We start from the raw sequence: 26,322 nt of genomic DNA, 5'->3' as shown, positions 1-26,322 counted from the left end.
CGGGGGTGCTTCTCGTTCTGCGCGAAGAGCCGCTCGACCGGCGCGTCATGACGCGCCGACTCGGCGAGGGCTGGGGTCAGAACCAGCCGACTCGGGTCAGTTGGGGTCGGCGGGGGGCGGCGACTTCTTCGACTCGTCGGTGCACTCGACCTCGTCCTGCGGGATGTAGGTCGTCTTGAAGGTCTGGGTGTCGACCTTCGAGCCCGATCCGGCGCTGTAGAAGTCGCGCCAGACGTTGATCGAGAAGCCCTGGGCGCCGACGGTGTTCTCGCAGTTGCCGTCGGTGATCTTCTGCTTGCCCGGCGGCTTGAAGTCGTAGCGATCGCCGGTGCGGGCCTTGATGTCCCAGATCTTGGTGGACCACATCTCGACGGTCACCGAACCCTGACTGCTGCCGCTGGCGGGGTTCACCCAGGAGCGGACCAGGACACCGTACTTGGTGTTGTTCTTGAACTTCAGGTCCAGCGAGGGCCAGGCGACGGTCGCCTCACGGCCGATCGGGTAGCGGTCGATGTAGAGCGAGTGCGCCTTGTGCTCGACGTCCTGGAGCCCCGCGAAGAACATCGCGTTGAACGTGGTCGTCGCCATCTGCGAGACACCGCCGCCGTAGTCCTCTCGGAAGACGCCGTTCTGGATCATCCAGCCCTTGGTGAACCCGTTGGCGGCCGTACGCTCCCCGACGATGCCGTTCATCGAGAAGGTGTCCCCCGGCGCGAGCACGGTGCCGTTGACCAGCTCGGCCGCGCGACCGATGTTGACGTTGCGGTATTCGGCGTAGGGGAAGTTGGTGGTGAAGGTGGAGACCTTCTCCTTGATGCCCCAGGCCTTGGCCTCCTCGGTGGTGACCTTCGGCTTGGCGACCTTCGACTTCACCTCGACGGTGCGGTCGCTCGCCGGGGCCGTGACGACGTCGAGGAAGACCGCCTCCAGGTCCTTCTGGTTGAAGGTGACACCGGGCTTGGCGGGGATGACCTTCGGAGCGCCGTTGACCATCTTGACGGTCGCATCGACCGGCTTCGCGGCGTCGTCGGCGAGGGCCTTCTTGAGCACCTTCTTGAGCTTGGCGGGCGCGACCGAGGCCTGCAGCTCGCCGTCCTTGGGGTCGAACCGGATCGCGTCGCCGAACTCCTTCGGGGACAGCTCCACCGGGGTCTTCTCGAACTTCAGCGTGATCGGCCCGGAGACCGCCGGGGTGGCGACCTTGTCGACCGCCTCCTGGACGTCGGCCTCGTCGACATCGGGGGTGAGCTCCGCGAGCGGTACGTCGGCCTTGCGCTCGCCCTCGGCCAGCAGTTGGCCGGCGAGCGCGGTCCGGAGCGCATCGTCGCTGACGCCCTCGCCCGCGACCGGCTGGGTGGTCTTGATCTTGCCCTTCTTGATGACGACGTCGCCGTCCTTGAAGGGGGTGCCGGCGCGCTTGCTCACCTTGGCCGCGACCTTGGCGATCAGCTTGTCGTCGGCCTTGATGACGGGCTCGATCTCGCCACCGCCGGTGAAGTGCCGCCACAGCTTGAGCGGGCTCCAGCTGCGTACGGCGTGGGCCCTCTCGATCGTCGCCTCGGCGTCGAAGCTCAGCCCGGCCTCGGCCGGGTTCACCTCGGTGGTGCTGTCGCCGGCGGCCACGTGGATCGGCTGGCTGTGGGCCGGGGCGAACTTCTCCTCGAGCAGCGGGGTCGCCTCGGCGGCCGTCATGCCGCCGATGTCGACGCCCGCGACCGTGGTGCCCTCGGAGATCTTCTCCCCGGCAACGGCGTACGCAGCAGCCCAGCCGGCGAAGGCCAGGATGGCGACGCCACCCACGAGCGCGGCAGCGACCTTGGTGCCGGTGCCGAGCGGCTTGCTCTCGGCCGCGACCGGCTGGGCGTAGTCGGGCTGCTCGAAGCCGGGCTCGAAACCGGGCTCGAAGGCGGCGTGCTCGGCAGGGGCCGGCTCGTGCACGACGAACGGCCCGACGCCCACGACGGTCTCCTCGAGAGGCTCGTCGTCGAAGTCGGGGGCATCCTGGACCCGGCCGTCGAGTGCGACCTCGGTGGCCGCCTCGCTCGCCAGGTCGGGGGCGGCGTCGACCGCGTCCGGCTCCGGGGCGAACTTCCGGTTCTTCGAGACGAAGAGGAAGTTCTCGTCCTTCGGCAGCTCGGCGCGCTTCGGCAGCTCCGAGCGCAGCATCGTGCTGCGCAGCAGGGTTTCCTCGGCGGCGTCATCGCCGAAGTCGGCCCCGCCGGGGACGATCCTGGTCGCACCGTCGGGTTCGTCGTCGGGCACGTTCACGACCGGCTTGGCCCCCGCGGACTCGGCGACACGGGCGTCGATCTCGATCTGCGGGATCATGATCGTCTCGATGGCAGCATCGTCCGCGCCAGCTTGGCTGGCGTTGGACCCGGCCGCGTGAGTTTGCTTCGCGGGCTCGGGGGCCTTGAAGGCCTCGGGCTCATTGGACATGCGGGAGAGCCTAGGACCTATACCCCCCTAGGCCGAACCCGTAGCCCATCTTGGGACGTTCGTCACTTCCCGGGGAGGTCCTGATCCGCCTGGGTCGTGACCCTCGACACGGTCGCGGTGGCCACCACGATCATCAGCACTGCCCAGAAGATGATCAGATATCCCTGCACATCGCCCGCGACGGCATATCCGCCCGTCGGCCTCGGCGTCGCGGCCAGCGCGACCACGATCGCCCAGGCCGCGGCGTACGCGATCCTCGAGGCGCCGCGCGGCAGCACGAGCAGCATCGCCGAGGAAGCGGCCACAGCGAGCAGCAGACCCCACCACCAGGGGTGGACGGCGACCGCCGCGACGCCGACGAGGAGGCCGAGGAGAAGACCGGCCCCACACCGGGCAACGCCGCCGAGCAGCCTCACAACCCGGCGAAGAGGTCGGTCAGGGTGGTCCCGTCGGTCACGTCGAGGTCTCCCTTGGCGATCCGGAAGTGCTCGTGGGACCAGGCGGTCGTGCCGAGGCTGTTGGTCATCGCGAACATACCCTTCTCCATGTCCATCTGGGTGGGGTAGGCGCGCATCGCGGCGACCTTCTGGTCGGCGAAGGCGGTGCCGTCGATCGCGGCAGCGATGTCGACGTCGGGCGTGGCCATCGGCAGCGGACCCTCGGGGTCCATCCCGCCGAGCGCGTCCTCGTCGCCGGCCGCCCGGGCCGCCCGCAGGCCCTCGCGGATCCAGCTCTCCGCGATCGCGGTCCAGAAGATCCGGTCGATCTCGTGGGGCTCGCCGAGCTCCTTCTTGTAGGTCGGCACGGCCGCGAGATGGGCGGCGTACGTCGCGACCCGGTGGGCCTGGATGTGGTCGGGGTGCCCGTAGTTGCCGAACTCGTCGTAGGTCACCAGCACCTGCGGGCGCACCTCGCGGATGATGGTGACGAGGTGGTCGGCGGCCTCGTTGAGATCGGCGTACCAGAAGGCGTTCTCGCGGGCCTCGGGATCGGGGAGCGCGTGAGTGCGGTCCTCGCTCCAGGTCATGCCGGAGTCGCGATAGTTGCCGAACCCGCCCAGCCAGCGGTGGTCGACCTCGCGGCCGTCGGGCGCCTTCAGGGCCGCCATCGCGTCCTCGATCTCGCCCCGGCGGTGCTCGCCGAGGGCGTCGTCCCTGTCGGCGGCGAGGTGGACCAGCTCGGGCACCAGGATCTCGCCCATCTCCCCCGCCGTGCAGGTCACCAGGGTGACGTGGGCGCCTTCGGCGAGATACCTCGCCATCGTCGCCCCCGTCGCGATCGTCTCGTCGTCGGGGTGGGCGTGGACGAGCAGCAGGCTCTTCTCAGAAGTCACGAGCTCGATCCTAGGTCGGGGCCAAGGTCGGGCCGCTTTATCCTCTTGGGGTTGTCGGGGAGGTCGACGGGTTCGGGGGCGATCGAGTCGTCCGGCGCCTCCTCGGGGACGTCGAGCCAGCCGTCGTACTCGTCCACCAGCAGCTCCAGGACCAGCTCCGGGGCGTCGGTCTCCACCGACCACGGGTGGTCCTCGTCATCGTCCTCGCCCTGGTAGCGCTCCCGGCCGACCCGGGCCGTCCAGCCCTCACGCTCCAGCATCGACGCGGCCGAGCGGGCGTCCTCCTCCTCGAAGAAGATGCCGCGCACGGTGGACCCTTCGGGCACCCCGAGTACGTGGCGGAGCGCATCGAGGAACGGACGGTCGGGCTCCAGCCAGTCGACCGAGTCGAGGTCCTCGGCCGCCAGCCAGAGGACCTGGTCGTGCTCGCGCGGCCTCGGCTCCCCCGCGACCACCCGGGCGGTCGCGGCGACCAGCCGGTGGCTCTCGCCGATGGGCGCCTCGCCCTCCATCCAGTCGAGCACCTCGATCAGGCAGCCGAGCTCCTCACCGATCTCCCGGACGAGGGCCGCCTCGGGCGTCTCCCCCTCCTCGACCTTGCCGCCGGGGAGCTCCCAGCGTCCGGCGACCTCGGGTGGGGACGTACGTCTGGCGGCGAGCACCTGCTTGCCGTCGGCGCTGAGGATCGCCGCGGCCACTACGGTCTTGGGGCTGTTCACGTGTGAGATTGTTCCCTAGAGGCCCGGAAAGTGGTGTCTCTTGGGTACGCTCCAACGCCGTGCCCCGCCGTCTTCTGCTCATCGCCTGCCAGCCCCCGTCCGCGGCCCGATCATGAGCGATCAGCAGTGGCCCCCGCGGCGCCCCGGCGAGTCTCGCCCGCCCTACCGGGGGCAGCAGCCCCGTCCGGGTCAGCAGCAGCCCCACCCCGGTCAGCAGCTGCCCCACCCCGGTCAGCAACGGTCGCATCCGGGGCAGCATCAGCCCTACCCGGGCGGGCAGCGCTACCCCGAGCAGCGGCCGTACCCGGCCCAGCAGCAGCCCTATCCGTCCGAGCAGCCGCCTTACGGCCACCGGCCCTACCAGGGTCAGCCCTACCTCGAGCAGCCCTACCCGGAGCAGCCCTACCCCGAACAGTCCTATGCGGGGCAGCCGCCCCCGCGCTACCCGCAGGGTTTCGGTCCCGGCCGGTTCGGGCCCGAGCCACCGAAGAAGCGCCGGTGGCCGAAGGTGCTCGCGGGGCTGCTGGTGCTCGCCCTGGTCGGGGTCGGCGGCTACGGGGCGTACGACTTCTTCGACCAGAAGCAGAAGTGGGAGCAGACCACGACCGACGACCTCAACGGCGTCGGCGACGATCTGGCGGTGGCGGTCGCGTCGCTGCGCAGCGTCGGCTGGGAGGTCACCGCTGCGGACATCGGGACCTGGCTGGAGCAGCCGGGCGCCTACGGGGACGGTCTGAGGCTGCGTACGCTGCAGGCCGACGAGGCGGGGAGCAGCTTCTCGGTCGCCGGCTACCGGACCTGGCAGGACACCTACGCCAAGCGCGACCACACCACGGTCGTGTGCGCGAACATCACGCTCGCGGCCGGCACCCAGAAGCCGCTGAGCGAGACGGTCACGGCCTGTCCCGACGACGTCCCGAAGACGGCACCGGACGCCGGCCAGGCCGATGCCGACACCGAGGCGGGCGGAGTCACCGGCCACCTCGCCGAGCTGGCCGTGGAGGCCTCCGAGCAGCGCGCCGCCGGCGCCACCGAGGGCAAGCTCCTCGAGGTCGCGGCACCGACGAAGCCGGTCGGCAACGTACGCGCCGACTCGACCGCGCTCGTCTGCTCGCCGGGGACGAAGGACCTCGGCGAGGGCGAGGGGTATGACGAGGGCAAGCTGATCCCGGTGCGGCTCTGTGCGGTCGAGGGGCTGCCCAACACCGGCACCGAGAGCACCCAGGGCGACCCCTACTACATCGACGGCTCCGACGGCCTGACCGTCGTCAACGCGCGCATCTCCGGGGCTGCGGCGGCGCTGGTCAAGAAGGCCTCGAAGCAGGGAGTCGACCTGGTCGCGGGCAGCTCGTTCCGGACGATGAAGAAGCAGAAGGCGCTGTGCCAGACCGACGTCACCGGCGGCTGCCCGGCCGGCGACTACACGCTCACCGCGCAGCCCGGCCACTCCTCCCACCAGCTCGGCATCGCCATCGACTTCGAGGAGCCGAGCGCGACCGGCGGCAAGACCTGCGCGACGCGGGCCTCGGAGCCGGCCAGCGCCGTGTGGCGGTTCCTGAACAAGACGGCACTGAGCGTCGGGCTGAAGCAATACGCGCCCGAGGCGTGGCACTGGGACGCGTACGGCGGGAAGGACCGCTGCGCCCCGATGTGATCCTCGGCGCCGAACAGCGCCGGACGGTCAGGCGCGCGGCAGCCGAGCCAGCTGGCGCGCCTGGGCGACCAGCTTGCCCTCGGAGTCCCAGACCTCGCAGTCCTCCTCGAACATGCCGCCCGAGAGGTTGCGCGAGAAATGGGTGACCTTGAGCCAGCCCGGTGCCGGCTTGTGGCGGATGTGGCAGGTGAGCTCGAGGGTCGGCGCCCAGCCCGGCAGCTCGAGCCCGAAGGTGACCGGCGGAAGGGCGTCGAGCACCTGCAGCAGCGAGAGCGGGGCGGGCTCGCGGTCGGGGTGCCGGAACCAGCCGGTGAAGACCGCCTCGCCGCTCGGCTTCGCGCCGCCCCAGACGAACTGCTCCTTCGGCACGCACAGCTCGTAGCGGTCCAGCATCGGCACGAACTCCTTCATCTCCTCGGGCGCCGTGGTCGAGGAGAGGCACTCCTCGAGCGGCGGCAGCTCCGGCTCGGTCGCGGTGACCCGCTCGTAGCCGCTGCTCTTGGCGTGGAGACCGTCGAGGTCCGCGTACGTCGCGGTGGTGGTGATCCGCAGCTCCTCACCCTGCCACAGCTCGGCGGTCGCGATGGCCAGCGAGCCCTTGTCGCGCTTGGTCTCGATGCGGATCTCCGCCGGCCCCGGCGTGCTGGCGCCGGCGTAGAACGCGCTCAGCACGATCGGGTCCGGGTGGTTCGGCAGGTGGGCGCGCAGCGCGTTGGCGATCACGGCGAGCAGGTAGCCGCCGTTGACGCCGCCGCCGACCACCCAGCCGGGGGCGAGCTCGGCCGCGTAGGTGGCCTCGTCGGTCCTGCGGACCGCGATGTCACGATCGAACTCTGCCTGTTCCCTATTACCCATGGGTAATAATCTAGATCGATGCCCGATGTGGTGGACGATGGGGGCATGACCGACACACCGTCGAACGAGCGGGACCCTCGGCACCCGCACTGGGTCTACGGCCACGGCTCCGAGCCGGATCCTCGGTTCACGCTGGCCAACGAGCGCACGTTCCTGGCCTGGGCGCGCACCGTTCTCGGTCTGCTGGCCGGCGCCGTCGCGCTGCACTCGTTCCGGGTGCCCAGCGCAGAGGGCGTACGCGTCGGGGTGATCGGCCTGCTGGTGCTCACCGCCATCCTGTGCACGGTCTTCGCGATGATCCGTTGGGCACGGGTCGAGCGCGCCATGCGGGAGCGGCGTCCGCTGCCCGCGTTCTCCGCCGGGTTCATCCTCGCCGGTGCGCTGCTGCTCATCGCGGTGCTGCTGGGCGCCGCCCTCGTCTTCTGAGCCGCTCGGCTGATCCGTTCGTCACGAGCGTGAAACATCGGTTCCATACGGTGCGGCCATGACCGCCCCCACCCTGACCACGCTGCAGCCCGGAACCGGACCGATCAGCTCCTCGACGTACCTTCCGGCCGAGGTCGACAACCTGCTGTGGGGACGGCTGCCGTGCGCGACGGACTCCCCCGTGCTGAGCATCGCTCCGGGGACCTCGGTGACCGTGGACACGATCTCCCACGAAGGCATCCTCGAGGACCAGGGACGGGACCCGGAGCGGTTCTTCTCGGCCCACGGCGTCGCGGAGGTCCTCTCCGACGCGGTCGCTCTGGCGGCGTCGGGCTATGAGCGGACCTTCGGCGTCGACGGGCCGCACGTGGTCTCGCGGCCGATCGAGGTCGAGGGTGCCGAGGTCGGCGACCTGCTCGCGATCACGGTGCTGGAGACGCTGCCGCGGGTGCCGTACGGCGTCGTGTCGAACCGGCACGGGCGCGGCGCGCTGCCGGGTGAGTTCCCGCGCGGCGGAGAGTCGCTGCACAGCGTCTTCACGCCCGTCGTCGACGGGCGCGGGGTGATCGGGTCGGCCTCGTTCGCCCTCGACCCGTTCCTCGGGATCATGGGCGTCGCCGTGCCGGGGTCGGAGCGGCCGCACTCGGTCCCGCCCGGGTCGCACGGCGGCAACATCGACATCCGGCTGCTCACGGCTGGAGCGACCCTCTATCTGCCCGTCCAGGTCGCCGGGGCGCTGGCGTACGTCGGCGACCCGCACTTCGCGCAGGGTGACGGCGAGGTATCGCTGACCGCGTTGGAGGCCTCGCTCCGCGCGACGCTCCGCTTCGACCTGGTCGCTCGCGAGGAGGCCGCCGAGCGCTTCGGTGCGCTCGCCGGGCCGCTGGCGGAGACCTCTGAGTTTCTCATCCCGACCGGTCTCGACGAGTCCCTCGACGTGGCCACGCAGAACTGCATCCGTGCCGCGATCGCCCTGCTCAGCGCCCGTTTCGGGATGTCACCGGAGCACGCCTACGCCTATCTCTCGGCCGCCACCGACTTTCGGATCTCTCAGGTCGTCGACGTGGTCAAAGGGGTACACGCCACGATCCGCAAGGCAGACTTCGCCCTATGACTGAGCTCAAGCCTGTCCCGCACGGGTTGCTGCAGGCCTTCCGGGCGTACGAGAGCGCGCTGATGTCCGACGACATCGCCGCCCTGGACGCGCTCTTCGCCGATTCCCCGACCACCCTGCGTGGCGACGCCGCCGGGATCCTCGTCGGGCACGAGCAGATCGCGGCCTTCCGCAGGTCGCGCGGCGGTGCGCCGAAGCGCCGCATCGTGCAGACGCATGTGCAGGTGCTCGACGACGACCACGCGCTGATCATGGCCGTCACGGAGCTCGACCGCGGCGGGCGCGGGCTGCAGACGCAGCTGTGGGCCCGGGACCCGGTGCGGATCGAGTACGGCGGCTGGCAGGTCACCGCGGCGCACGTCTCGGTGCCCGCGCCTGCCTTCGACACCCGGATCTGGCGAGTCGTCGGGGACCCGCTGGTCTCCTCGCACACCGCCGACGGCGCGCTCTCGGGAGAGACCGTCGCGGTCAAGGACCTCTTCGCGGTCGCCGGGTTCGCGGTCGGCGCCGGGAGCCCGGCGTGGCTGGAACAGGCACCGCCTGCTCCGGCCCATGCCGCCGCCGTGGCCTCGCTGCTGGACGCCGGCGCGTCGGTCCGCGGGATCGCGCGCACCGAGGAGTTCGCCTACTCCCTCTCGGGTCTCAACGCCCACTACGGGGCCCCGCCGAACCCGAAGGCACCCGGCCGGATCCCCGGTGGCTCCTCGTCGGGTTCAGCCACCGCGGTCGCGCTCGGTCAGGCCTCGATCGGGCTCGGGACCGACACCGGCGGCTCGATCCGGGTCCCGTCCGCCTACCAAGGCCTCTACGGGATCCGTACGTCGCACGGGGCCGTCTCGCGCGAGGGCCTGCTTCCGCTCGCCAAGGCCTTCGACACCGTCGGCTGGATGACACGTTCGGCGTTCCTGCTTCAGGCGGTGGGTGACGTACTCCTGCCGGAGGGGTCGGCATCGGCGGCCGTGGACGAGATCCACCTGGTGCCGTCGCTGATCGGTCTCGCCTCGGAAGACGTGGCCACCGCGGTGAGCGATGCCCTGCCCGAGGCCAAGCCGCTGGACTGGGATCCGGCCAGCCTGGACGAGTGGCGGCAGGCGTTCGTCACCGGACAGGCCTACCAGGCATGGCAGGCCCACGGCGCCTGGCTCGAGACCCGGCTCGACACGCTCGGTGAAGCGGTGCGCGGGCGGTTCGAGATGGCCCGGTCGGTGACCCGCGAGCAGGCCGCCGAGGCGCGCACCGTGCTCGCGCAGGCGCGTACGGAGATCCTCGACGTCGTCGGCGACCGCATCCTCGCCTACCCCAGCGCCTCCTCGGTGGCACCGACGGCGGCCGACGCGGCCGGGGTGCGCGACGACACCATGCGGCTCACCTGCATCGCCGGGATCGCCGGCCTCCCCGCCGTCTCGATCCCGCTCCGCACCCCCGGCAACCTCCCGGCAGGCCTCTGCCTCGTCGCCGCTCCCGGCCGCGACCGCGACCTCCTGGCCCTGGCGCAGAGCTTCGCGGAGTAACCGGCCCGGGCGTTACACAACGGCAACCTGCGTTGCGGATGCCGAAACGCTTGTTTCATAGGCTGCCCTGGTGACGATGACGCTCTCCGAGTTCCATGCTCTGCCTGCCGACGAGGCGGAGGCGGTGCTGGCACCCTGCGTCGCGATCCCCTCGTGGGCGGCCGGCCTGGTCGCGGGGCGACCCTACGCGGACGTCGGTGACCTGCTCGCGGCCGCCGAGAAGCTGGCCGCGGCCTGGACCGACGAGGAGATCGAGGGCGCTCTGGCCGACCACCCCCGGATCGGGGAGCGGCACTCCGGGGACGCGGAGAGCGCGGCGCTCTCCGCCCGTGAGCAGGCCGGGGTGGACCCGGCCGATGCCGAGGTGCAGGCCCGGCTGAGGGCGGGCAACGCGGCCTATGAGGAGCGGTTCGGGCGGATCTACCTGGTGCGGGCCGCGGGCCGCAGCGCCGAGGAGATGCTCACGCTCCTCGAGGAGCGGCTGGAGAACGACCCGGCTACCGAAATCGCGGTGACCAAGGCTCAGCTCGCCGAGATCGCGTCGCTCCGGCTGCGAGGCTTGGTGCTATGACCACCGTCTCCACGCACGTCCTCGACGCCGCCCGGGGCCGGCCCGCCGCCGGGCTCGCGCTCTACCTCACCCTCCCCGACGACAGCGCGCGCACCGCGACCACCGACGCCGACGGACGGGTGCGGTTCGAGGGCGAGGTTCCGCCCGGGCCGCACCTGCTGACCTTCGCGACCGGACCCTGGTTCGCCGAGCAGGACCGCGAGACCTTCTTCCCCGAGGTGAGCATCGGGTTCACCGTCACCGCCGGCGAGCACCACCACGTCGCCCTCCTGCTCAGCCCGTTCTCCTACACGACCTATCGAGGAAGCTGATGTCGATCACTCTTGGCCCCAACCAGCACGGCAAGGCGGAGGTACGCCTGGTCAAGGTCGACCGGGACGGCACGCGGCACACCATCCACGACCTGAACGTGTCCACCCAGCTCCGCGGTGACTTCGCGACCGCCTTCACCGAGGGCGACAACGTGCACGTGCACGCCACCGACACCCAGAAGAACGTGGTCTACGCGAAGGCCAAGGAGCTCGGCATCAGCTCGCCGGAGGCGTTCCTGCTCGACCTCACCGCCCACTGGGCCGCGCAGCCGTGGGTCACCGGGTCGGTGATGAAGGCGGAGTCCTACACCTGGGACCGCATCCCGGCGAACGAGTTCTCCTTCGCCCGGCGCGGTCAGGAGACGCGTACGGCAGTGGTCAACCGTCATGGCGAACGGACGTTCGTCCTCTCCGGCCTGAGCGACCTGGTGGTCCTCAAGTCGACCGGGTCGGAGTTCCACGGCTTCCCGCGCGACCGCTACACCACTCTCGCCGAGACGACCGACCGGATCCTGGCGACCGAGATCACCGCCTGGTGGCGGTGGGAGACCCATCCGGAGGACTGGAACGCCGCCTACAACCGGGTCCGCACGATCATGCTCGACACCTTCGCGCAGGTGCACTCGCTCGCGCTGCAGCAGACCATCTACGAGATGGCCCGGGCCGTGATGGAGGAGTTCGAGGGGATCGTGGAGTTCAAGATCTCCTGCCCCAACAAGCACCACTTCCTCGTCGACCTCTCCCCCTTCGACCTCGAGAACCCGAACGAGGTCTTCTTCGCCGCCGACCGCCCCTACGGGCTCATCGAGGCGACCCTGCAGCGCGACGGATCGACCGAGCCGGACGCCTGGGCCTCCGTGCCAAGCCCATGAAACAAGCACAGCGCGTGATCAGGTCCGAGATGAACCGGGTGGACCAGCGGATCGACCAGCGGATCGATCGGCGGATCGCCGCGAACTATCAGACGCTCTCGCCGCAGGAGCGCAAGGCGGCCGACACGCTGCTGGAGCATCTCGACGACCTGGCGACCTACCGCGCGGCCGAGCTGGCCTCGCTCGCGGAGGTGTCCAAGGCGACGATGAGCCGCCTCTTCCGGTCGCTGGGATTCGAGGGCTTCGACGAGGTACGCGACCACCTGCGGGAGCTGCGTACGGCCGGCGAGCCGCGACGGGTCGAGGGCGCCCCGGACCTGAGCGCCCACGCCGAGGGTGAGGCAGCCGCGATCGCGCGCGTCATGGACCAGGCAGCCGTCGCCGAGGCCGTCGAGGCCATCGCCGGGGCGAGCGACGTGATGGTCGCGGGCTGGCGCAACTCCTACCCGGTCGCGCTCCATCTGCGCCAGCAGCTCACCCAGACCCGCGAGCGGGTCACGCTCGCGCCCGCTCCCGGCCAGGTCATCGGCGAGGAGCTGGCCGAGCTCGAGGAGGGATCGGTGGTGATCGCGGTCGGGCTGCGGCGCCGGCCCGCGGGCTTCGGCGAGTTCGTCGACGCCGCCGCGGCCTCCGGGAGCACGGTGATCGTGATCGCCGACCCGACCGGCACGGTCCACCTCGGTCGCGCCGACATCGCGCTGGAGTGCCCCGTCCAGGGTGCTCTGGCCTTCGACTCCCTGGCCGCTCCGATGTCGCTGGCGAGCGTGCTCGCCGACGGCGTGCTCCACGAGCGCGGACGGGCCGGACGCGACCGCGTCTCAGCGATCAGCGCCACCTACGATCGCCTCCACGAGGTCGAGTGAGCCGGGGAGCAGAATGACAGTGGAAACATCGATCCTCGGGCCTGGGCTAGGGGGAATCGGCATGACCGACACCATGTGGTTGGAGCAGGCGGTCGCGCTGGCCGTCCGCAACGTGAACAACGGCGGCGGCCCGTTCGGCGCCATCATCCTGCGCGACGGCATCCTGCTCGGCACCGGCCAGAACCGGGTCACCCGCGACTTGGATCCCAGCGCCCACGCCGAGATCGTCGCGATCCGCTCGGCGTGCCGGGAGGCCGACAGCTTCTCGCTGGCCAGCTGCACCCTCTACACCTCGTGCGAGCCCTGCCCGATGTGCCTGGCGACCGCGCTGTGGGCGCGCCTGGACCGGGTCGTCTACGCCGCCGACCGCGACGACGCGGCCAAGGGCGGCTTCGACGACCTCGCCTTCTACAACCTGTTCGGCACCGGCCGCGCCAACGAGCACCACGACTGGCCGACCCGCGTCGACGAGCTCCGGATCCCGCAGGCGTACGACCCCTTCGACGCCTGGCTCGCCAAGCAGGACCGCACCGACTACTGACTCCCCCCGCCGAAACTGCACTTCTGGCGACCCGAGAAGTGAGTTGTGGGCGACGAAAGTGGAGTTTCGTCGCCCACAACTGCAGATTCGGCGTTAGTGGGTTGTCATCCCCATCCGCTCGAGCGCGACCGACTCCAGGAGTTGTACGAGGTTGTAGAGCACCAGCGTGACCACGGTGATGATCGCGACGGCGGCCCACAGGTCGTCGAAGCGGGCGGCGGCGGGGAACTTCTGGATGTTGCCGCCGATGCCCTTGCCGGTCGAGAGCCACTCGGCCAGCAGCGCCCCGGTCACGGCACCGGGAACCGAGACCCGGGCGGCGGCGAAGATCGACGGCAGCGCGCCGGGCAGCGACACCTTGCGGATCGCGGTGAGCCGCGATCCGCCATAGACGGCGACCAGGTCCAGCGACTGCGGCGAGGCCTGGGAGAGCCCGAACAGGACCGCGGCCAGCGCCGGGAACAGCACCACGATGATCCCGAGCACCACGACCGAGGCGGTCGAGGCGCGGCCGGTGATCAGCATGACCACCGGGGCGATCGCGACCAGCGGGATCGAGCGCAGCAGCAGCGCCAGCGGCATCACGCCGGCCTCGACCGTACGCGAGAGGTTGAACAGCACCGCCGCCACGATCGCGAGCGCCATCCCGGCGAGGAAGCCGAGCGCGGCATCCTTCAGGGTCACCCACGTCAGCGGGAACAGCTCGGCCCGATGCGTAGCCGCGTCCGGCCCCGTGAAGAGGTGGTCGACGACGTCCAACGGACCCTTCGCGACGAACTCCGAGACGCTTGAGAACGACACGAACGCCTGCCACAGCACGGCCACGATCGCCAGCGCGGCGACGGTGTGCAGCACCGGGCCGAGAACCGCCCGCGACAGAGATCCAGCACTCGACCTCATCCGGCCCTCCCAGCGACCCACGGCGTCACCAGACGCGCGACCAGTCCCAGCAGCAGATAGCCGGCCAGGGCGACCAGGGCGCAGACCAGGAAGACGGCCCAGAGCCGCTCGGGGTCGGGCTTGCCCTGCAGCACGATCAGCGTCCGTCCGACGCCACGGTCGGTGGAGCCGAGATACTCGCCGAGGACCGCACCGAGGATCGCGGTCGGCACCGCGATCTGCAGCGCGTTGAGGATCGCCGGCACGGCCGCGACCAGCCGCACCTTCACCAGCTGCGTCCAGACCGACCCGCCGTAGACCCGCACCACGTCGAGCGAGGCGCGATCGGCCGACTTGAACCCGAGCACCGCTCCGACGACGGTCGTGAAGAAGACCATCAGCGCCGCCAGGAAGATCGACGTCTTCGACGGGTCCCCCGGCTGCTCGGCGCCGCCGAGGACCACGATCGAGATCCCGCCGACGGCGACCACAGGCAGGCAGTACGTCGTCACCGCGATCTGCATGATCACCGGCTCCAGCCACGGCACCAGCAGCACCAGCGAAGCCAGCAGCAGGGCGATCAGGTTGCCCCACAGGAACCCGACCGAGGCCTCCATCAGCGTCTCCCGGAGCACGCCGTCCCAGAACGCCGAGGGACCCGCGGCCGCCATCTCGGACAGGACCGTCCACGGCGGCGGCACCGGCGTGAACCCGGTCCCCGGATCCGGCGGGAACCCGGCCACGGCCACGACCGCCCACAGCACGAAGAGGGTGACCACGCCGATGATCCCGGCGAGCGAGCCCGCCAGCCGTTGACCCACCCGCATCAGGACTCCGCCTCGGCGCGCCCGTCGTCGCCGAAGAGCAGCTCGGAGGCCCGGTCGGCGAGCGCGTGGAACTCCGGCGTACGCATCATGTCGGGCGTACGCGGCCGGGGAAGGTCGACCTCGATGATCTCCTTGATCCGGCCCGGTCGCGGCGACATCACCGCGACCCGGTCGGAGAGGAAGATCGCCTCGTTCACGCCGTGGGTGACCAGCAGCGTGGTGGCCGGCTTCTCGGTCCAGATCCGCAGCAGCTCGAGGTTGAGGTTCTGCCGGGTCATGTCGTCCAGCGCGCCGAACGGCTCGTCGAGCAGCAGCACCGAGGGCTTCAGCGCGAGTGCGCGGGCGATCGAGACCCGCTGCCGCATCCCGCCGGAGAGCTGCGCGGGGCGCGCCTTCTCGAAGCCCTCCAGCCCCACGAGCTTGATCAGCTCGTGGATGTAGGACATGTCGGGACGCCGGCCGGCGACCTCGAAGACGAGCTTGATGTTGCCGACCACCGAGCGCCACGGCAGCAGCGCGTGGTCCTGGAACGCGATCCCGAGCTCGGAGTCGCGCCGCAGGTCGGCGGGTGCCTTGCCGTCGACGTACGCCTCTCCGCTCGTCGGCGTCTCCAGGCCCGCGAGGATCCGCAGGATCGTCGACTTGCCGCAGCCGGAGGGGCCGAGCAGGGCCAGGAACGAGCCCTGGTCGGTGTGGAGCTCGGTGTCCTTGAGCGCGGTGACGGCCTTCGACCCGGAGCCGAAGACCTTGCTGATTCCGGAGATGTGGATGCCGGTGCCGCCGTCGGTCTCCACCGCGGGAGCACCGGCCTCCATGAGCTTGTCCTCGGTCATGACTACTTCTGGTAGGCCTTCAGCTCGGGGTTCTCCTCGTAGATCTCGTCGATGATCGAGGTGTCGAACAGGTCCTCGACCGAGACCTCCCAGCCGGCGGCGGCGAGCGAGTCGACGGTCTGCTGCTGGAGCTCCTCGGAGATGGTGAAGAGACCGTTCTTCTCGGTCTCGGGCGTCGAGATCAGCTTCTGCGACTCCTCCAGACCACGCTTGGTCTTGACCGGGTCGAGCTCGCCGAAGCTGGCCTCGAGACCGTCGGAGTCGCTGGCCGCCTGGTTGTAGTGGGTGGTGACGACCTTCACCACCTCGTCGGCGGGGTTCTTGAAGGTCTCGGTCCAGCCCTTGATCTCGGCGGTCAGCAGCGCCTTGAGGAGGTCGCGGTTCTCGGCGAGGTACTGGTCGGTGACGGTGTAGGTCTCGGCGACGTACGGCACGCCGTTCTCGGCGTAGGGCAGGTTGGTGACCTCGTGGCCGGCGAGCTCGACGGTGATCGACTCGTTGGTCAGGTAGGCCATGAAGCCGTCGACCTGGCCCTTCATCAGGGGCGTCGGGTCGAACTCGACCGGGACGACGGTGATGTCGTCCTTCTTCTCCTCGAGGCCGTTGGCGGCGAGGATCGCCTTGAAGACGTTGACGTTGGAGTCCTGGACACCGATCTTCTTGCCCTTGAGGTCGGCCGGCGTCGCGATGTTGCCGCCGTCCTTCAGCGACAGGATCGTGAACGGGTTCTTCTGGAAGGTCGCGCCGATGATCTTCAGCGGCGCCTCCTGCTCGGCGATCGCGGAGCCGACCGAGGCGGCGTCGTTGATGGCGACCTGGACCTTGCCGGAGAGCAGCTTGGCGACACCGGTGTCGGGGCCGGAGATGCCGTTGACCGCGTCGAAGCCGGCTTCCTCGTAGTAGCCCTTGTCCTCGGCGTAGAACTCGCCGGCGAACTCCTCGTTCTTGATCCAGGAGTACTGCATGGAGATGGTGCCGAAGCCCTCCTCGCTGCTCCCGGAGTCGGAGTCGGAGCCGCAGGCGGCCAGTGAGGTGGCGGCGACCACGGACAGCAGCGCCGCTGCGGCCCGGGTTCGGATATTCGTACGTCGCGAGGTCCGAGAGGCGGGGGTAGACATCGAAACGAGTTCCCTTCGAGGAGTTTCACGCACAGGTCCCGGGGACCGTAGCGAGCGGAGGTTTCAGGTGCTGGCACCGGCGTTTCGGCGTTGTAACGACCCTTTCAAACGTGTCCGTCAGGAGGAGGGTCGATCCCGAGCCACGGCGTCCGTTGGACAAGAATGCCGTGGCTGTTGTCTAGTTACCCAACGCGCGTACGCCGCATTTCATGTGCCGTCCGACACACCGGACCCGCCGTTATCGGTTCGTGACCGTGCCGAGACCATTCGGTGACCGACCGGATCCGCCGGACGACGGCAGGAGGACCTCCGATGCAGGGATCCCGGCGCCGCTCCGTGTTCGCCTCCCGCCTCGTCAGCTCCGCCGGCGACGGCGAGCAGCCGCACGTCATCGAGGACCTCCGGCTGGCGATCCTGTCCGGCGAGGAGCCGCCCGGAACGCTCATCCCGATCGCGTCGGTGGCGACGTTCTTCGGCGTCAGCCAGATCCCGGTGCGCGAAGCGCTCAAGGTCCTCACCGGCGAGGCGCTCGTCGAGCATCGACCCCATGTCGGCTACGCGGTGGCGAAGCTGACCTTCGCCGAGTTCCGCGAGCTCTACGACGTCCGCGCCGCCCTGGAGACCTCCGCGTTGCGCGTTGCCGTCCACTCCGCCACCGAGGCCGACGACGAGCTCGTACGCAGCGCCCACTCCGCGATGGCGGCGGCCGTCGCCCGAGGTGACGAGCGCGGCTACCACGTCGAGTCGCGCCGCTTCCACCGGGCGTTGATCGCGCCGGCCGGGATGCGGCGGCTGCTGCACATGTACGACTCCGCCTGGAACATGACCGAGCCGGCGCGGCCCATGTCGCGCGTCGCCGAGGTCGACCGCGCGCTCCTCCACGGCGACCACGACGCCATGGTCGCCGCCTTCTGCGCGCGCGACGCGGACCGGCTCGTCACCGAGTCGGCCGCCCACTACGTCCATCTCAAGACCGCGATCGAGGTCTTCCGGAGCGACCCGGACGTGTTCCGGCAGCCCTGAGCGCCGGCTGCCTGCGGCGTACGTCGTATATCTTTCGCGTCACATTGCTCTGACACGGCACCTGATCAGGTGAAACACCCGGTCTCCACGATGGGGTGACCCCCACCCCAAGGAGACCGTGATGACCGAGGTGACCGCACCACCCGCCTACCATCCCCGACTGTCGAACGAGGACCTCGATCCCCTACCCGAGCAGAAGTGGGGCTGGTACAACATCTTCGCGTTCTGGACGTCGGACGTGCACAGCGTCGGCGGGTACGTCACCGCCGGAGCCCTCTTCGCGCTCGGCCTGACCGGCTGGCAGGTCTTCGTCTGCCTGATCGCCGGGATCGTGCTGGTGCAGATCTTCTGCAACCTGGTCGCCAAGCCGAGCCAGCAGACCGGAACCCCGTATCCGGTGGTCTCGCGGGCGTCCTTCGGGGTGCTCGGCGCCAACATCCCCGCGATCATCCGGGGCTCGATCGCGATCGCCTGGTACGGCGTGCAGACCTTCCTCGCCGCCGGGTCGCTCACCATCGTGATCCTCAAGCTCTTCCCGTCGCTGGCGACCTACGCCACCGCCGACCACTCCTTCCTCGGCCTGTCCTACCTCGGCTATGTGAGCTTCGCGATCCTGTGGGTCGCGCAGGCACTGGTCTTCTGGCGCGGCATGGAGTCGATCCGCAGGTTCATCGACTTCTGCGGCCCCGCGGTCTACGTGGCGATGCTGGCGCTGTGCGTCTACATGCTCTACCGCGCCGACTGGAACGTCTCGTTCTCGCTCTCCGACAAGGAGCTCACCGTCGGCCAGCAGGTCACGGCGATGCTCTGCGCGATCGCCCTGGTCGTCTCCTACTTCTCCGGACCGATGCTGAACTTCGGCGACTTCGCGCGCTACGGGAAGTCGTTCAAGGCCGTGAAGAGAGGCAACTTCTGGGGGCTCCCAGTCAACTTCGTGCTCTTCTCGCTGCTCACGGTGCTCACCGCCTCGGCGACCATCCCGGTCTTCGGTGAGCTGATCACCGACCCGGTGGCCACGATCGAGCGGATCGACACCTACACCGCCGTCCTGCTCGGCGGGCTGACCTTCGTGATCGCGACCGTCGGGATCAACATCGTCGCCAACTTCATCTCGCCGGCCTTCGACTTCTCCAACGTCGCTCCCCAGAAGATCTCCTGGCGGATGGGCGGCATGATCGCGGCCGGCGGCTCGGTCCTGCTCACCCCGTGGAACTGGTACGCCAACGACGAGGCGATCTTCTGGACCCTCGGCCTCCTCGGCGCCCTGATCGGGCCGCTGTTCGGCATCCTGATCGCGGACTTCTATCTGGTCAGAGGGCAGAAGATCATCGTCGACGACCTCTACACCCTCTCCGAGTCGGGCACCTACTACTACAGCCGGGGCACCAACCCCGTCGCCGTGTACGCGCTCCTGGTGGCCGCGGCCTTCTCGTTCGCCTCGGTGCTCGTCCCGAAGCTCGGCGGGGTGCTCACCTGGCTCCCCGACTTCTCCTGGTTCATCGGGTGCGGCATCGGGTTCGTGGCCTACTACGCGCTCTCCGAGGCCACCACGAGGACCGCTACAGAGGTCGCCACGGAGCCGGCCTGATGCGGATCCTGGTCGTCAACCCGAACAGCTCGGCGTCGATGACCACACTGCCCCGGGTCGTCGCGCACACCTGGTCGATCGCGCGTGACTACGGGGTCGCCGACCTGGTCGGCGGCATCCATGCCTGCCGGATCCCGGTCGTCGACCTGGAGACCGACCCGGTCGCGTACGCGACGATCCTGGCCGTGTGCCGGCAGGCCCTGACCGAGGACCGCTCCGAGGCGATCGTCCTGGGCTGCGCCGGGATGGCCGACCTGTGCGCCCGGCTCGCCGAGGAACTCGGCGTACCGGTCATCGACGGTGTCGGCGCGGCCACCGCGGAGGTGGAGAAGCTGGTACGCCTCGGGCTGAGCACCAGCACGCACAACGAGTACGCCACTCCCCCGGCGAAGGAGATCAGGGGCCGGCGGTGACGTTCAGCGAGGCCGTGCGGCGCAGCAGCGGCGGGTGCAGGTGCTCGGCGGAGCCCCGGCGGAAGAGCTGAGCCGGCCGGCCACCGTCCCGGGTCGTCGTGGTGCCGGTGGGCTCGAGGAAGGCCTCGGTCTTGGTGACCTTGCGGTGGAAGTTGCGGGGGTCGAGGCGCTCGCCCCAGACGATCTCGTAGACCCGGCGCAGCTCGGCGACGGTGAACTCCTCGGCACAGAACGCGGCACCCAGCGGCGAGTACTCCAGCTTGGATCGGGCGCGCTCGACGCCGTCACGCAGGATCGCGGCGTGGTCGAAGGCCAGGCCGCCGCCGGCCAGGAGCGAGTCGACCGGGCGCCACTGCGCGTCGGCCGCGTCCGACCCCGCCGCGGGCACCGGGAGGTCGGGGGCGAGCGCGAGATAGGCGACCGTCACGACCCGTGTCCGCGGGTCCCGGCCCGGGGATCCGTACGTCGCCAACTGCTCGACGTGCACGCTCCCCGGCCGCATGCCGGTCTCCTCCGCGAGCTCGCGCGCCGCCGCCTCCTCGAGGCCCTCACCGTCCCGGACGAACCCGCCCGGAAGCGCCCAGTCGCCTCGATAGGGCTCGACGCCGCGGCGTACGACCAGGGCGCAGAGCGCGTCGTCACGAACGGTGAGCACGACGAGATCGACGCTCACCGCGAACTTGGGGCACTCCACGTGGCAGACCCTAGATGATCCGGCCCTGGATGGTCGCGCGGTGCACCCGGGCGTGCCAGGCGCCGACGCCGGTCGCGAGCCCGATCAGGATGCCGGCGAGCAGCAGGCCGCCGCCGGTGTGCCACAGCAGCATCCCGGCACCGGCGAAGGCGCCGAGCAGGATCAGCAGGACGGTGATCGCGCGCCGCGCGGTGCCGCCGCCGCGGAAGGACGCCTTGCCGGACCCGAGCGGCGAGTCGGCCGCGAGGCCCGTGATCGTGCTCGTGACGACGACGGTGGTCACGTCCTTGACCGCGATGTGGCGAGCGGCCGCTGCCTGCGTGCCCATCGCGACCGCGGCCAGGGTGGTCGTCGTGATCATCACCGTGGTCGAGGGCTCGTCACCGGCGACGAAGAGCAGCCCCGCCAGCGCCAGCATCACCACCGCGACCAGGGAGAACAGCGCAGTCGTTCGCCCGCTCCAGGCCCGCTTGTCCGCCTTCAGCACGCGACCGCCGAGAGCGGCTCCGACCATGAACCCGACCAGCGCCAGCGCCGGCCCGAGGATCGGGAGGTCGGTCCCGCCGACCAGCGCCATGCCGAGGATGACCACGTTGCCGGTCATGTTGCCGGTGAACACCTTGTCCAGACCCAGGTAGCCGACGGCGTCGTTGATGCCCGTGGTGAAGGTCAGCACGAGCATCAGCCACAGGTGCATGCGGTCGGCGGGGATGGTCTTCAGCAGCGAGTTCACCCGGCGCATTGTGCCGGACCTGCCATCACGCCTCGGCGATCGCTCCCGCGGCCGCGGCGAGATCGGCGACGCCGGCGGCGAGCTCGTCGGGCCGGTCGGTGGCCAGGTCCAGGTGGAAGCCGAACAGCGAGGAGTCGACGAGCGTGACGATCCGGCCGGCACGCTCGGGCGGTGCGCCGCAGGCGGTGATGTAGTCGCGCAGCGCGGCGTACCACAGCTCGTTGGTCTCCCGGACGACCGAGCGATAGGGCTCCATCCCGATCAGCCCGGTCGCGGCCGCCTGCAGGTAGATCTGCAGGCAGCTGTGCAGCGGCTCGGTGCGGTAGGCCCGCCACAGGGCCTCCACCCCGGTGCGCACGCCATCGGCCGGCTCCAGCGCCGCGACCGCCGCCACGGAGAGCTCGTTGGTGCGCGCGACCACCGCGGCGACGAGCTCGTCGCGACCGCCGAAGTGGTAGATCAGCATCCGGTCGCTGGTGCCGATCGCCGCCGCCAGCGGACGCAGGGTCAGCCCGATCAGCCCGTTCTCGAGCACGTGGTCGACCATCTGCCCGAGGAGCTCCTCCTTGCGGTCCATGAAAAGCATTATGCCCAACATGTAGCGACTGCTACATTTCTCAGTGATGTAGCAGTCGCTACACACGCCCCATGGAGGACCCGGAAGATGTACGCCGCCATTCTGCTCGTCGCCGCGATCGCGATCGAGGTCGTCAGCGCCGCGCTGCTCCCCCGCACCGACGGCTTCCGCAACCTGGGCTGGTCGCTCGCCGTCCTGGCCGGCTACGGCGCCTCGATCTGGCTGCTCTCGGTGGTCGTGGAGCGGATGCCGGTCTCGGTGGCGTACGCCATCTGGTCAGGCCTCGGCACCGCACTGGTCGCAGGCATCGGCGTGATGTTCCTCGGCGAGCACCTCACCGCCGCCAAGGCCGGGTTCCTGGCGATGATCGTCGTGGGTGTGGTCGGGCTGAACCTCTCCGGCGCCCACTGAGTCAGACGGCCGCGGCCGCAGCCCTGCCCGCCGTACGTCCGGAGAACAGGCAGCCACCGAGGAAGGTGCCCTCGAGCGCGTTGTAGCCCATCATCCCGCCGCCGCCGAAGCCGGCGACCTCACCGGCCGCGTAGAGCCCGGGCAGCGGGGTGCCGGCCGAGGTCAGGCAGCGGCCGGACAGGTCGGTCTCCAGCCCGCCGAGGGTCTTGCGGGAGAGGACGTGGAGCTTGACCGCGATCAGCGGGCCGGCCTCCGGGTCGAGGATCCGGTGAGGCTTGGCGGTGCGCTGCAGCTTGTCGCCACGGTAGTGGCGGGCGGCGTACAGCGCCGTGACCTGGGCGTCCTTGGTGAAGTTGTTGGCGATCTCGCGGTCGCGGGCCTCGATGAGCCGGCGCAGCTCGCTCTCCTTGATCTGCGGGCCGCTCGGGTCCTTCTCGGCGAGGCCGTTCATGCCGTGGACCAGCGCGGTGAGGTTCTCGGCGACCACGAAGTCCTCGCCGTGCTCCATGAAGCTCTTCACCGGGCCAGGGCCCTTGCGTGCTCGCTCGGCGAGCAGCTTGATGTCCTTGCCGGTCAGGTCGGGGTTCTGCTCCGAACCGGAGAGCGCGAACTCCTTCTTGATGATCTTCTCGGTCAGCACGAACCAGGAGTAGTCGTAGCCGGTCTGGCGCAGGTGCTTGAGCGTGCCGAGGGTGTCGAAGCCGGGGAAGAACGGCGCCGGCAGGCGCTTGCCGGTCGCGTCCAGCCACAGGCTCGAGGGGCCAGGGAGGATCCTGATGCCGTGGTTGGCCCAGATCGAGTCCCAGTTGCGGATGCCCTCGACGTAGTGCCACATCCGGTCGTCGTTGATGATCTTGGCGCCGGTCGCCCCGGTGATGGCGAGCATCCGGCCGTCCACGTGCGCCGGGACCCCGGAGACCATCGACTTCGGCGGGGTGCCGAGGCGGGCGGGCCAGTGCTTGCGGACGAGGTCGTGGTCGCCGCCGATGCCGCCGGAGGTGACGATCACGGCCTGGCCCCTGAGCTCGAAGTCCTCGACCTCGGTGCGCGAGGAGGCCTGGCCGCGCTCGATGTCGCTGGGCTCGAGCACCTTGCCGCGTACGCCGACGACTGCCCCGCCCTCGACCACGAGATGGTCCACCCGGTGCCGGAAGGCGAAGGAGATCTTGCCGCTGTCGGCGTGGGCGCGAACCCGGCGCTCGAACGGCTCGACGACGCCCGGCCCGGTCCCCCAGGTGATGTGGAAGCGCGGCACGGAGTTGCCGTGGCCGTCGGCACGGCCGTCGCCGCGCTCGGCCCAGCCGACGACCGGGAAGATCCGGTGGCCCATCTGGCGCAGCCAGGATCGCTTCTCGCCAGCCGCGAAGTCGAGGTACGCCTCGGCCCAGCGTCGCGGCCACAGGTCCTCGTCACGGTCGAACTGGGCGGATCCCATCCAGTCCTGGAGCGCCAGCTCGGGTGAGTCGTTGATGCCCATCCGGCGCTGCTCGGGGCTGTCGACGAGGAAGAGCCCGCCGAGGCTCCAAAATGCCTGGCCACCCAGCGACTGCTCCGGCTCCTGGTCGACCAGGAGAACACTCTTTCCCGCGTCCGCGACCTCGGCCGCTGCTGCCAGGCCGGCGAGGCCGGCTCCCACCACGATCACGTCGGCGTGCCGTTGAATCTCCGCAGTCATGTCGGCAGATCCTGCCACCATATCTACCCGCGAGTACATGGAACCTGTCGCCCGACCGTTCCGTCAGATGGACAGTTGTCGGACTCGCGCCCCGAAGCGACCGCCGATCAGTGTCCGAGCGGATAGATTTTTTGATCGTGATCGACCCCAAAGTGATGGCCAAGAGGCAGCAGAAGTGGGTCCAACGCGGCATCGACCGCACCGAGACCTGGCTGAGCCGTAGTGGCAGCAGACTCGGTCCGCTGATCCCGCACATCGCCACCGCCGGGGTGCTCACCGGGGACGAGGACCACGGCTGGGTGCCGCAGGGTCTGGCGTACTCCGCCGAGACCGAGCTGCTCCTGCAGGGCTACCACGGCGACAAGCTCGGCTCCGCGCTCGCCCTGGTCGACAGGCCGTCGGGTGAGCTCATCAACGCCGTCTACCTGGGCGGACCGAAGGGCAGCGTCAGCGGCCCGGTCAACGCCGGGGGCGTCGCGGTCATCGGCGACGAGGTCTACGTGTGCCGCGAGGGCAACCCGCCCCGCCTCTACCGCTACTCGCTGACCAAGATCGTCCACGCCGAACCGCTCTCGACCGTCTCGACCGTCGCTCCGCTGGTCGCACTCGCCGCCGGCTCCTACCTCGCCGCGGCGAAGGACCTGCTCTACGTGGGGTCGCACGCGAACAACCGCCTCTACAAGTACATCCGCAAGGACGACACCTGGCAGATCAAGACCCCGATCGGCGTACGCACCCCGGTCGGCACCCAGGGCGTGGTGGTCCGCGAAGAGGAGTACGTCTTCAGCGTCAACCGCGGTCCCGCACGGCGTAGCCAGATCGTCGTGCAGGACCGGGTCACGATCCGGCCGCGTGCCCTGCAGTCGCTCCCGAACCTGGCCGAGGGCATCGCCGAGGTCGGCGACGAGTTCTTCGTGACCTATCAGTCCGGCGCCAGGTCCTACTCCCGCGGCTCCTCGCGGGGCCAGACCTGGCCCTCGGCCCACATGACCCGCACCCCGCTGGCCAAGCTCGGCCTGGAGCCGCGGAAGTCGTCGGACTCCCTCTGATCGAGCCTCGTGGTCAGGCCGGCCAGTCGGTGATGTCGGCGTACTCCTCGCCGTGCCGCTTCAGCCACCCCGCGACGTACGGGCAATGCGGGATGATCCGCTTCCCCTTCGCCCTCACGTCCGCCAGCGCGAACGCCACCAGCTTCGAGGCGAGCCCCTGCCCGTTGTAAGCCTCCTTGACCTCCGTGTGCAGGAAGTCCACATGCTCGTCGTCGGGCAGCCGGTAGGTCGCCAGCCCCGCAACGGTCTCCCCGTCACGGATCTCGTAGCGATGCCTGGCCGGGTTGTCTACGTACTCGATCTCGCTCACGCCCCCATTCTCACCCACCCCGCCCGAGCCCCGCGGTCGTCGGCGCTTTCGCGTTGCTGGACGCCGGGTTCCGTCGAGGATTGTGGCTGGCCTTTCTGGGCTGGGATGCGGTGGGTGGTTGGTGTGGGGCGTTTCGCGGCATTGGGGTATCTCGTTGGGCTGGTGGCCGCCGAGTTTTTGGGTTGGGTACGGGCTTGGGATCCGGGGTCGGTGGTTCTTCCTGGGGGCTGCGGTGTCTACGGGGCTTTTACAAGCCGATGACACGGCTTTTACAAGCCGATGACACCTTGTGAACGGTTCACAAGCATGGCGGTCAGTCCGGGCGCCGATGACGAACCTCGGCACATGGAAGAGGTGCTGCCTCGACCGGTTGCTGGCTACGTCGGTCTTGGCTCGCCGGTTGGACAGACGAGCCGACGAGCCGAGCGGAAGGGCCCAGCAGAAGGGGGCCCAGCAGAAGGGCTGAGGCGGCGGTTGTCGATACGTGGCGCACCAGTGGGACCACCAGGTCCAGTGCTAGCTCGATCTGCCCGACCCACCGGATGACGACAGGGCCACGTCAGCAACTGGACGGGAGCGGGCACAGCCACAACAGCGCGCGAGGACACCGATCAGCGAGCCTCGCGTGGTGGGCTCGCCGGCACACCGACACGGGGACCCGAACTGGTCCAGGATCAGTCGGTCCGAGCGTGCCGGGTCAGCCGGTCTGGGCACCCCGGGTGAACCGGATCCGCCCATCCGGGAGACGCTCATGCGTGTAGTTGGGGTCGTGGATCCGACGATGATCGCTGGGGCACAACAAGACCATGTTCGCGAGGTTGGTGCGGCCGCCTTCGGACCAGGGTTTGAGGTGGTGGGCTTCGGTCCAGGCAGCGGGGGCGTCGCAGTCTGATTCGCCCTGGGTTTCGTTCCTATCGGTTTCCCTGTCCGGCGGTCGCCGGCTGGGCTGAATCAAGGTCAGCGTAGTAGGCCTGTTCGACCTC

29 protein-coding genes are annotated in these 26,322 nt (G+C 69.9%); 14 read left to right on the top strand and 15 right to left on the bottom strand.

Going from position 1 to position 26,322, the window contains the following annotated elements; all coding sequences use genetic code 11:
* Window positions 1-96: 96 nt before the first annotated feature.
* The 4 genes from ABZ796_RS25690 to ABZ796_RS25675 form a co-directional block, all read right to left on the bottom strand.
* Window positions 97-2,439, bottom strand: a complete 2,343-nt coding sequence (locus ABZ796_RS25690; RefSeq protein WP_357340841.1) for a VanW family protein — start codon at window positions 2,437-2,439, stop codon at window positions 97-99.
* Between the two features lie 62 nt (window positions 2,440-2,501).
* Window positions 2,502-2,855 (bottom strand): hypothetical protein, encoded by a 354-nt coding sequence (locus ABZ796_RS25685; protein ID WP_357340839.1) that lies wholly within the window; start codon window positions 2,853-2,855, stop codon window positions 2,502-2,504.
* Window positions 2,852-3,772, bottom strand: a complete 921-nt coding sequence (gene mshB / locus ABZ796_RS25680; RefSeq protein ID WP_357340837.1) for an N-acetyl-1-D-myo-inositol-2-amino-2-deoxy-alpha-D-glucopyranoside deacetylase — start codon at window positions 3,770-3,772, stop codon at window positions 2,852-2,854. Before mshB ends, ABZ796_RS25685 begins: the two co-directional genes overlap by 4 nt.
* On the bottom strand, window positions 3,769-4,491 hold the full coding sequence (locus tag ABZ796_RS25675; protein WP_357340836.1) for a (deoxy)nucleoside triphosphate pyrophosphohydrolase: 723 nt from the start codon (window positions 4,489-4,491) through the stop codon (window positions 3,769-3,771). The genes mshB and ABZ796_RS25675 overlap by 4 nt, the downstream gene beginning before the upstream one ends.
* Before the next feature lie 112 nt (window positions 4,492-4,603).
* On the opposite strand from ABZ796_RS25675, the gene ABZ796_RS25670 reads away from it, so the two are divergent.
* The gene (locus tag ABZ796_RS25670; protein WP_357340835.1) at window positions 4,604-6,145 is read left to right on the top strand and encodes a D-alanyl-D-alanine carboxypeptidase family protein; all 1,542 of its coding nucleotides are present in this window, start codon (window positions 4,604-4,606) and stop codon (window positions 6,143-6,145) included.
* Window positions 6,146-6,172: 27 nt separating this feature from the next.
* Here ABZ796_RS25670 and ABZ796_RS25665 read toward each other — a convergent pair whose 3' ends face one another.
* Complete coding sequence (locus ABZ796_RS25665) at window positions 6,173-7,000, bottom strand: thioesterase family protein (RefSeq protein WP_357340834.1); 828 nt, start codon at window positions 6,998-7,000, stop codon at window positions 6,173-6,175.
* A 45-nt stretch (window positions 7,001-7,045) separates the two neighbouring features.
* Between ABZ796_RS25665 and ABZ796_RS25660 the strand changes: the two genes are divergently transcribed.
* The 8 genes from ABZ796_RS25660 to ABZ796_RS25625 all read left to right on the top strand — a co-directional run bounded on the left by ABZ796_RS25660 (window position 7,046) and on the right by ABZ796_RS25625 (window position 13,209).
* Window positions 7,046-7,426: a DUF202 domain-containing protein gene (locus tag ABZ796_RS25660; protein ID WP_357340833.1), complete on the top strand. Its 381-nt coding sequence runs from the start codon at window positions 7,046-7,048 to the stop codon at window positions 7,424-7,426.
* 58 nt (window positions 7,427-7,484) lie between these two features.
* The gene (locus tag ABZ796_RS25655; protein WP_357340832.1) at window positions 7,485-8,540 is read left to right on the top strand and encodes an acetamidase/formamidase family protein; all 1,056 of its coding nucleotides are present in this window, start codon (window positions 7,485-7,487) and stop codon (window positions 8,538-8,540) included.
* On the top strand, window positions 8,537-10,051 hold the full coding sequence (locus ABZ796_RS25650) for an AtzH-like domain-containing protein (RefSeq protein ID WP_357340830.1): 1,515 nt from the start codon (window positions 8,537-8,539) through the stop codon (window positions 10,049-10,051). Before ABZ796_RS25655 ends, ABZ796_RS25650 begins: the two co-directional genes overlap by 4 nt.
* Window positions 10,052-10,127: 76 nt before the next feature.
* Entirely contained in the window at window positions 10,128-10,622 is a 495-nt protein-coding gene (gene uraD, locus ABZ796_RS25645; protein WP_357340844.1) for a 2-oxo-4-hydroxy-4-carboxy-5-ureidoimidazoline decarboxylase, read from the top strand.
* On the top strand, window positions 10,619-10,933 hold the full coding sequence (gene uraH / locus ABZ796_RS25640) for a hydroxyisourate hydrolase (RefSeq protein WP_357340828.1): 315 nt from the start codon (window positions 10,619-10,621) through the stop codon (window positions 10,931-10,933). The genes uraD and uraH overlap by 4 nt, the downstream gene beginning before the upstream one ends.
* The gene (gene pucL / locus ABZ796_RS25635; protein ID WP_357340826.1) at window positions 10,933-11,805 is read left to right on the top strand and encodes a factor-independent urate hydroxylase; all 873 of its coding nucleotides are present in this window, start codon (window positions 10,933-10,935) and stop codon (window positions 11,803-11,805) included. Before uraH ends, pucL begins: the two co-directional genes overlap by 1 nt.
* Before the next feature lie 14 nt (window positions 11,806-11,819).
* Window positions 11,820-12,668 carry a MurR/RpiR family transcriptional regulator gene (locus ABZ796_RS25630; protein ID WP_357340824.1) on the top strand — a complete coding sequence of 283 codons (849 nt, stop codon included), beginning with the start codon at window positions 11,820-11,822 and terminating at the stop codon, window positions 12,666-12,668.
* A 61-nt stretch (window positions 12,669-12,729) separates the two neighbouring features.
* A complete protein-coding gene (locus tag ABZ796_RS25625; RefSeq protein WP_357340822.1) occupies window positions 12,730-13,209 on the top strand; it encodes a nucleoside deaminase in 480 nt (159 codons plus the stop codon).
* A gap of 93 nt (window positions 13,210-13,302) precedes the next feature.
* Here ABZ796_RS25625 and ABZ796_RS25620 read toward each other — a convergent pair whose 3' ends face one another.
* The 4 genes from ABZ796_RS25620 to ABZ796_RS25605 are packed head-to-tail and all read right to left on the bottom strand — an operon-like array spanning window position 13,303 to window position 16,866.
* The gene (locus ABZ796_RS25620; protein ID WP_357340821.1) at window positions 13,303-14,109 is read right to left on the bottom strand and encodes an ABC transporter permease subunit; all 807 of its coding nucleotides are present in this window, start codon (window positions 14,107-14,109) and stop codon (window positions 13,303-13,305) included.
* Window positions 14,106-14,915, bottom strand: a complete 810-nt coding sequence (locus ABZ796_RS25615; protein ID WP_357340819.1) for an ABC transporter permease subunit — start codon at window positions 14,913-14,915, stop codon at window positions 14,106-14,108. Before ABZ796_RS25615 ends, ABZ796_RS25620 begins: the two co-directional genes overlap by 4 nt.
* Window positions 14,915-15,748 carry an ABC transporter ATP-binding protein gene (locus ABZ796_RS25610; RefSeq protein ID WP_357340817.1) on the bottom strand — a complete coding sequence of 278 codons (834 nt, stop codon included), beginning with the start codon at window positions 15,746-15,748 and terminating at the stop codon, window positions 14,915-14,917. The genes ABZ796_RS25615 and ABZ796_RS25610 overlap by 1 nt, the downstream gene beginning before the upstream one ends.
* A 2-nt stretch (window positions 15,749-15,750) precedes the next feature.
* Entirely contained in the window at window positions 15,751-16,866 is a 1,116-nt protein-coding gene (locus ABZ796_RS25605; protein ID WP_357340816.1) for an ABC transporter substrate-binding protein, read from the bottom strand.
* A 312-nt stretch (window positions 16,867-17,178) separates the two neighbouring features.
* Between ABZ796_RS25605 and ABZ796_RS25600 the strand changes: the two genes are divergently transcribed.
* The 3 genes from ABZ796_RS25600 to ABZ796_RS25590 all read left to right on the top strand — a co-directional run bounded on the left by ABZ796_RS25600 (window position 17,179) and on the right by ABZ796_RS25590 (window position 19,890).
* The gene (locus tag ABZ796_RS25600) at window positions 17,179-17,889 is read left to right on the top strand and encodes a GntR family transcriptional regulator (protein ID WP_357340815.1); all 711 of its coding nucleotides are present in this window, start codon (window positions 17,179-17,181) and stop codon (window positions 17,887-17,889) included.
* 121 nt (window positions 17,890-18,010) lie between these two features.
* A complete protein-coding gene (locus ABZ796_RS25595; RefSeq protein WP_357340814.1) occupies window positions 18,011-19,477 on the top strand; it encodes an NCS1 family nucleobase:cation symporter-1 in 1,467 nt (488 codons plus the stop codon).
* On the top strand, window positions 19,477-19,890 hold the full coding sequence (locus ABZ796_RS25590; RefSeq protein ID WP_357340812.1) for an aspartate/glutamate racemase family protein: 414 nt from the start codon (window positions 19,477-19,479) through the stop codon (window positions 19,888-19,890). The genes ABZ796_RS25595 and ABZ796_RS25590 overlap by 1 nt, the downstream gene beginning before the upstream one ends.
* Here ABZ796_RS25590 and ABZ796_RS25585 read toward each other — a convergent pair.
* From ABZ796_RS25585 to ABZ796_RS25575, 3 genes are read right to left on the bottom strand one after another with little or no spacing between them, the layout of a single operon-like run.
* Window positions 19,874-20,584 (bottom strand): NUDIX domain-containing protein, encoded by a 711-nt coding sequence (locus tag ABZ796_RS25585; protein ID WP_357340811.1) that lies wholly within the window; start codon window positions 20,582-20,584, stop codon window positions 19,874-19,876. The genes ABZ796_RS25590 and ABZ796_RS25585 overlap by 17 nt on opposite strands.
* A gap of 10 nt (window positions 20,585-20,594) precedes the next feature.
* Window positions 20,595-21,317 carry a YoaK family protein gene (locus ABZ796_RS25580; protein ID WP_357340809.1) on the bottom strand — a complete coding sequence of 241 codons (723 nt, stop codon included), beginning with the start codon at window positions 21,315-21,317 and terminating at the stop codon, window positions 20,595-20,597.
* 25 nt (window positions 21,318-21,342) lie between these two features.
* Entirely contained in the window at window positions 21,343-21,894 is a 552-nt protein-coding gene (locus ABZ796_RS25575) for a TetR/AcrR family transcriptional regulator (protein WP_357340808.1), read from the bottom strand.
* Between the two features lie 87 nt (window positions 21,895-21,981).
* Between ABZ796_RS25575 and ABZ796_RS25570 the strand changes: the two genes are divergently transcribed.
* Window positions 21,982-22,305 (top strand): multidrug efflux SMR transporter, encoded by a 324-nt coding sequence (locus ABZ796_RS25570; RefSeq protein ID WP_357340806.1) that lies wholly within the window; start codon window positions 21,982-21,984, stop codon window positions 22,303-22,305.
* A 1-nt stretch (window position 22,306) separates the two neighbouring features.
* On the opposite strand, the gene ABZ796_RS25565 is transcribed toward ABZ796_RS25570, so the two are convergent.
* Window positions 22,307-23,980, bottom strand: a complete 1,674-nt coding sequence (locus tag ABZ796_RS25565; RefSeq protein ID WP_357340804.1) for an FAD-binding dehydrogenase — start codon at window positions 23,978-23,980, stop codon at window positions 22,307-22,309.
* Between the two features lie 137 nt (window positions 23,981-24,117).
* Between ABZ796_RS25565 and ABZ796_RS25560 the strand changes: the two genes are divergently transcribed.
* The gene (locus ABZ796_RS25560; RefSeq protein WP_357340803.1) at window positions 24,118-25,029 is read left to right on the top strand and encodes a hypothetical protein; all 912 of its coding nucleotides are present in this window, start codon (window positions 24,118-24,120) and stop codon (window positions 25,027-25,029) included.
* A gap of 13 nt (window positions 25,030-25,042) precedes the next feature.
* Here the strand turns inward: ABZ796_RS25560 and ABZ796_RS25555 are convergent, their stop codons facing one another.
* Together ABZ796_RS25555 and ABZ796_RS25550 are read right to left on the bottom strand one after the other, a co-directional pair.
* On the bottom strand, window positions 25,043-25,339 hold the full coding sequence (locus ABZ796_RS25555; RefSeq protein WP_357340802.1) for a GNAT family N-acetyltransferase: 297 nt from the start codon (window positions 25,337-25,339) through the stop codon (window positions 25,043-25,045).
* A gap of 697 nt (window positions 25,340-26,036) precedes the next feature.
* Window positions 26,037-26,294, bottom strand: a complete 258-nt coding sequence (locus ABZ796_RS25550; protein WP_357340843.1) for an HNH endonuclease signature motif containing protein — start codon at window positions 26,292-26,294, stop codon at window positions 26,037-26,039.
* Between the last annotated feature and the right edge of the window lie 28 nt (window positions 26,295-26,322).

The organism is Nocardioides sp. NPDC047086 (genome assembly GCF_040643685.1).
Classification (GTDB): Bacteria; Actinomycetota; Actinomycetes; order Propionibacteriales; family Nocardioidaceae; genus Nocardioides.
This window is presented reverse-complemented; position numbering and strand designations above follow the sequence as displayed.

Bases quoted from the DNA above. Each gene is read 5' to 3' on its own strand.
- ABZ796_RS25595 (WP_357340814.1), top strand. From the start codon at position 18,011: ATGACCGAGGTGACCGCACCACCCGCCTACCATCCCCGACTGTCGAAC.
- ABZ796_RS25670 (WP_357340835.1), top strand. From the start codon at position 4,604: ATGAGCGATCAGCAGTGGCCCCCGCGGCGCCCCGGCGAGTCTCGCCCG.
- ABZ796_RS25615 (WP_357340819.1), bottom strand. From the start codon at position 14,915: ATGCGGGTGGGTCAACGGCTGGCGGGCTCGCTCGCCGGGATCATCGGC.
- ABZ796_RS25660 (WP_357340833.1), top strand. From the start codon at position 7,046: ATGACCGACACACCGTCGAACGAGCGGGACCCTCGGCACCCGCACTGG.
- ABZ796_RS25590 (WP_357340812.1), top strand. From the start codon at position 19,477: ATGCGGATCCTGGTCGTCAACCCGAACAGCTCGGCGTCGATGACCACA.
- uraD (WP_357340844.1), top strand. From the start codon at position 10,128: ATGACGCTCTCCGAGTTCCATGCTCTGCCTGCCGACGAGGCGGAGGCG.
- ABZ796_RS25655 (WP_357340832.1), top strand. From the start codon at position 7,485: ATGACCGCCCCCACCCTGACCACGCTGCAGCCCGGAACCGGACCGATC.
- uraH (WP_357340828.1), top strand. From the start codon at position 10,619: ATGACCACCGTCTCCACGCACGTCCTCGACGCCGCCCGGGGCCGGCCC.
- ABZ796_RS25665 (WP_357340834.1), bottom strand. From the start codon at position 7,000: ATGGGTAATAGGGAACAGGCAGAGTTCGATCGTGACATCGCGGTCCGC.
- ABZ796_RS25570 (WP_357340806.1), top strand. From the start codon at position 21,982: ATGTACGCCGCCATTCTGCTCGTCGCCGCGATCGCGATCGAGGTCGTC.
- ABZ796_RS25625 (WP_357340822.1), top strand. From the start codon at position 12,730: ATGACCGACACCATGTGGTTGGAGCAGGCGGTCGCGCTGGCCGTCCGC.
- ABZ796_RS25605 (WP_357340816.1), bottom strand. From the start codon at position 16,866: ATGTCTACCCCCGCCTCTCGGACCTCGCGACGTACGAATATCCGAACC.
- ABZ796_RS25610 (WP_357340817.1), bottom strand. From the start codon at position 15,748: ATGACCGAGGACAAGCTCATGGAGGCCGGTGCTCCCGCGGTGGAGACC.
- ABZ796_RS25650 (WP_357340830.1), top strand. From the start codon at position 8,537: ATGACTGAGCTCAAGCCTGTCCCGCACGGGTTGCTGCAGGCCTTCCGG.
- ABZ796_RS25575 (WP_357340808.1), bottom strand. From the start codon at position 21,894: ATGGACCGCAAGGAGGAGCTCCTCGGGCAGATGGTCGACCACGTGCTC.
- ABZ796_RS25565 (WP_357340804.1), bottom strand. From the start codon at position 23,980: ATGACTGCGGAGATTCAACGGCACGCCGACGTGATCGTGGTGGGAGCC.
- ABZ796_RS25600 (WP_357340815.1), top strand. From the start codon at position 17,179: ATGCAGGGATCCCGGCGCCGCTCCGTGTTCGCCTCCCGCCTCGTCAGC.
- ABZ796_RS25620 (WP_357340821.1), bottom strand. From the start codon at position 14,109: ATGAGGTCGAGTGCTGGATCTCTGTCGCGGGCGGTTCTCGGCCCGGTG.
- ABZ796_RS25690 (WP_357340841.1), bottom strand. From the start codon at position 2,439: ATGTCCAATGAGCCCGAGGCCTTCAAGGCCCCCGAGCCCGCGAAGCAA.
- pucL (WP_357340826.1), top strand. From the start codon at position 10,933: ATGTCGATCACTCTTGGCCCCAACCAGCACGGCAAGGCGGAGGTACGC.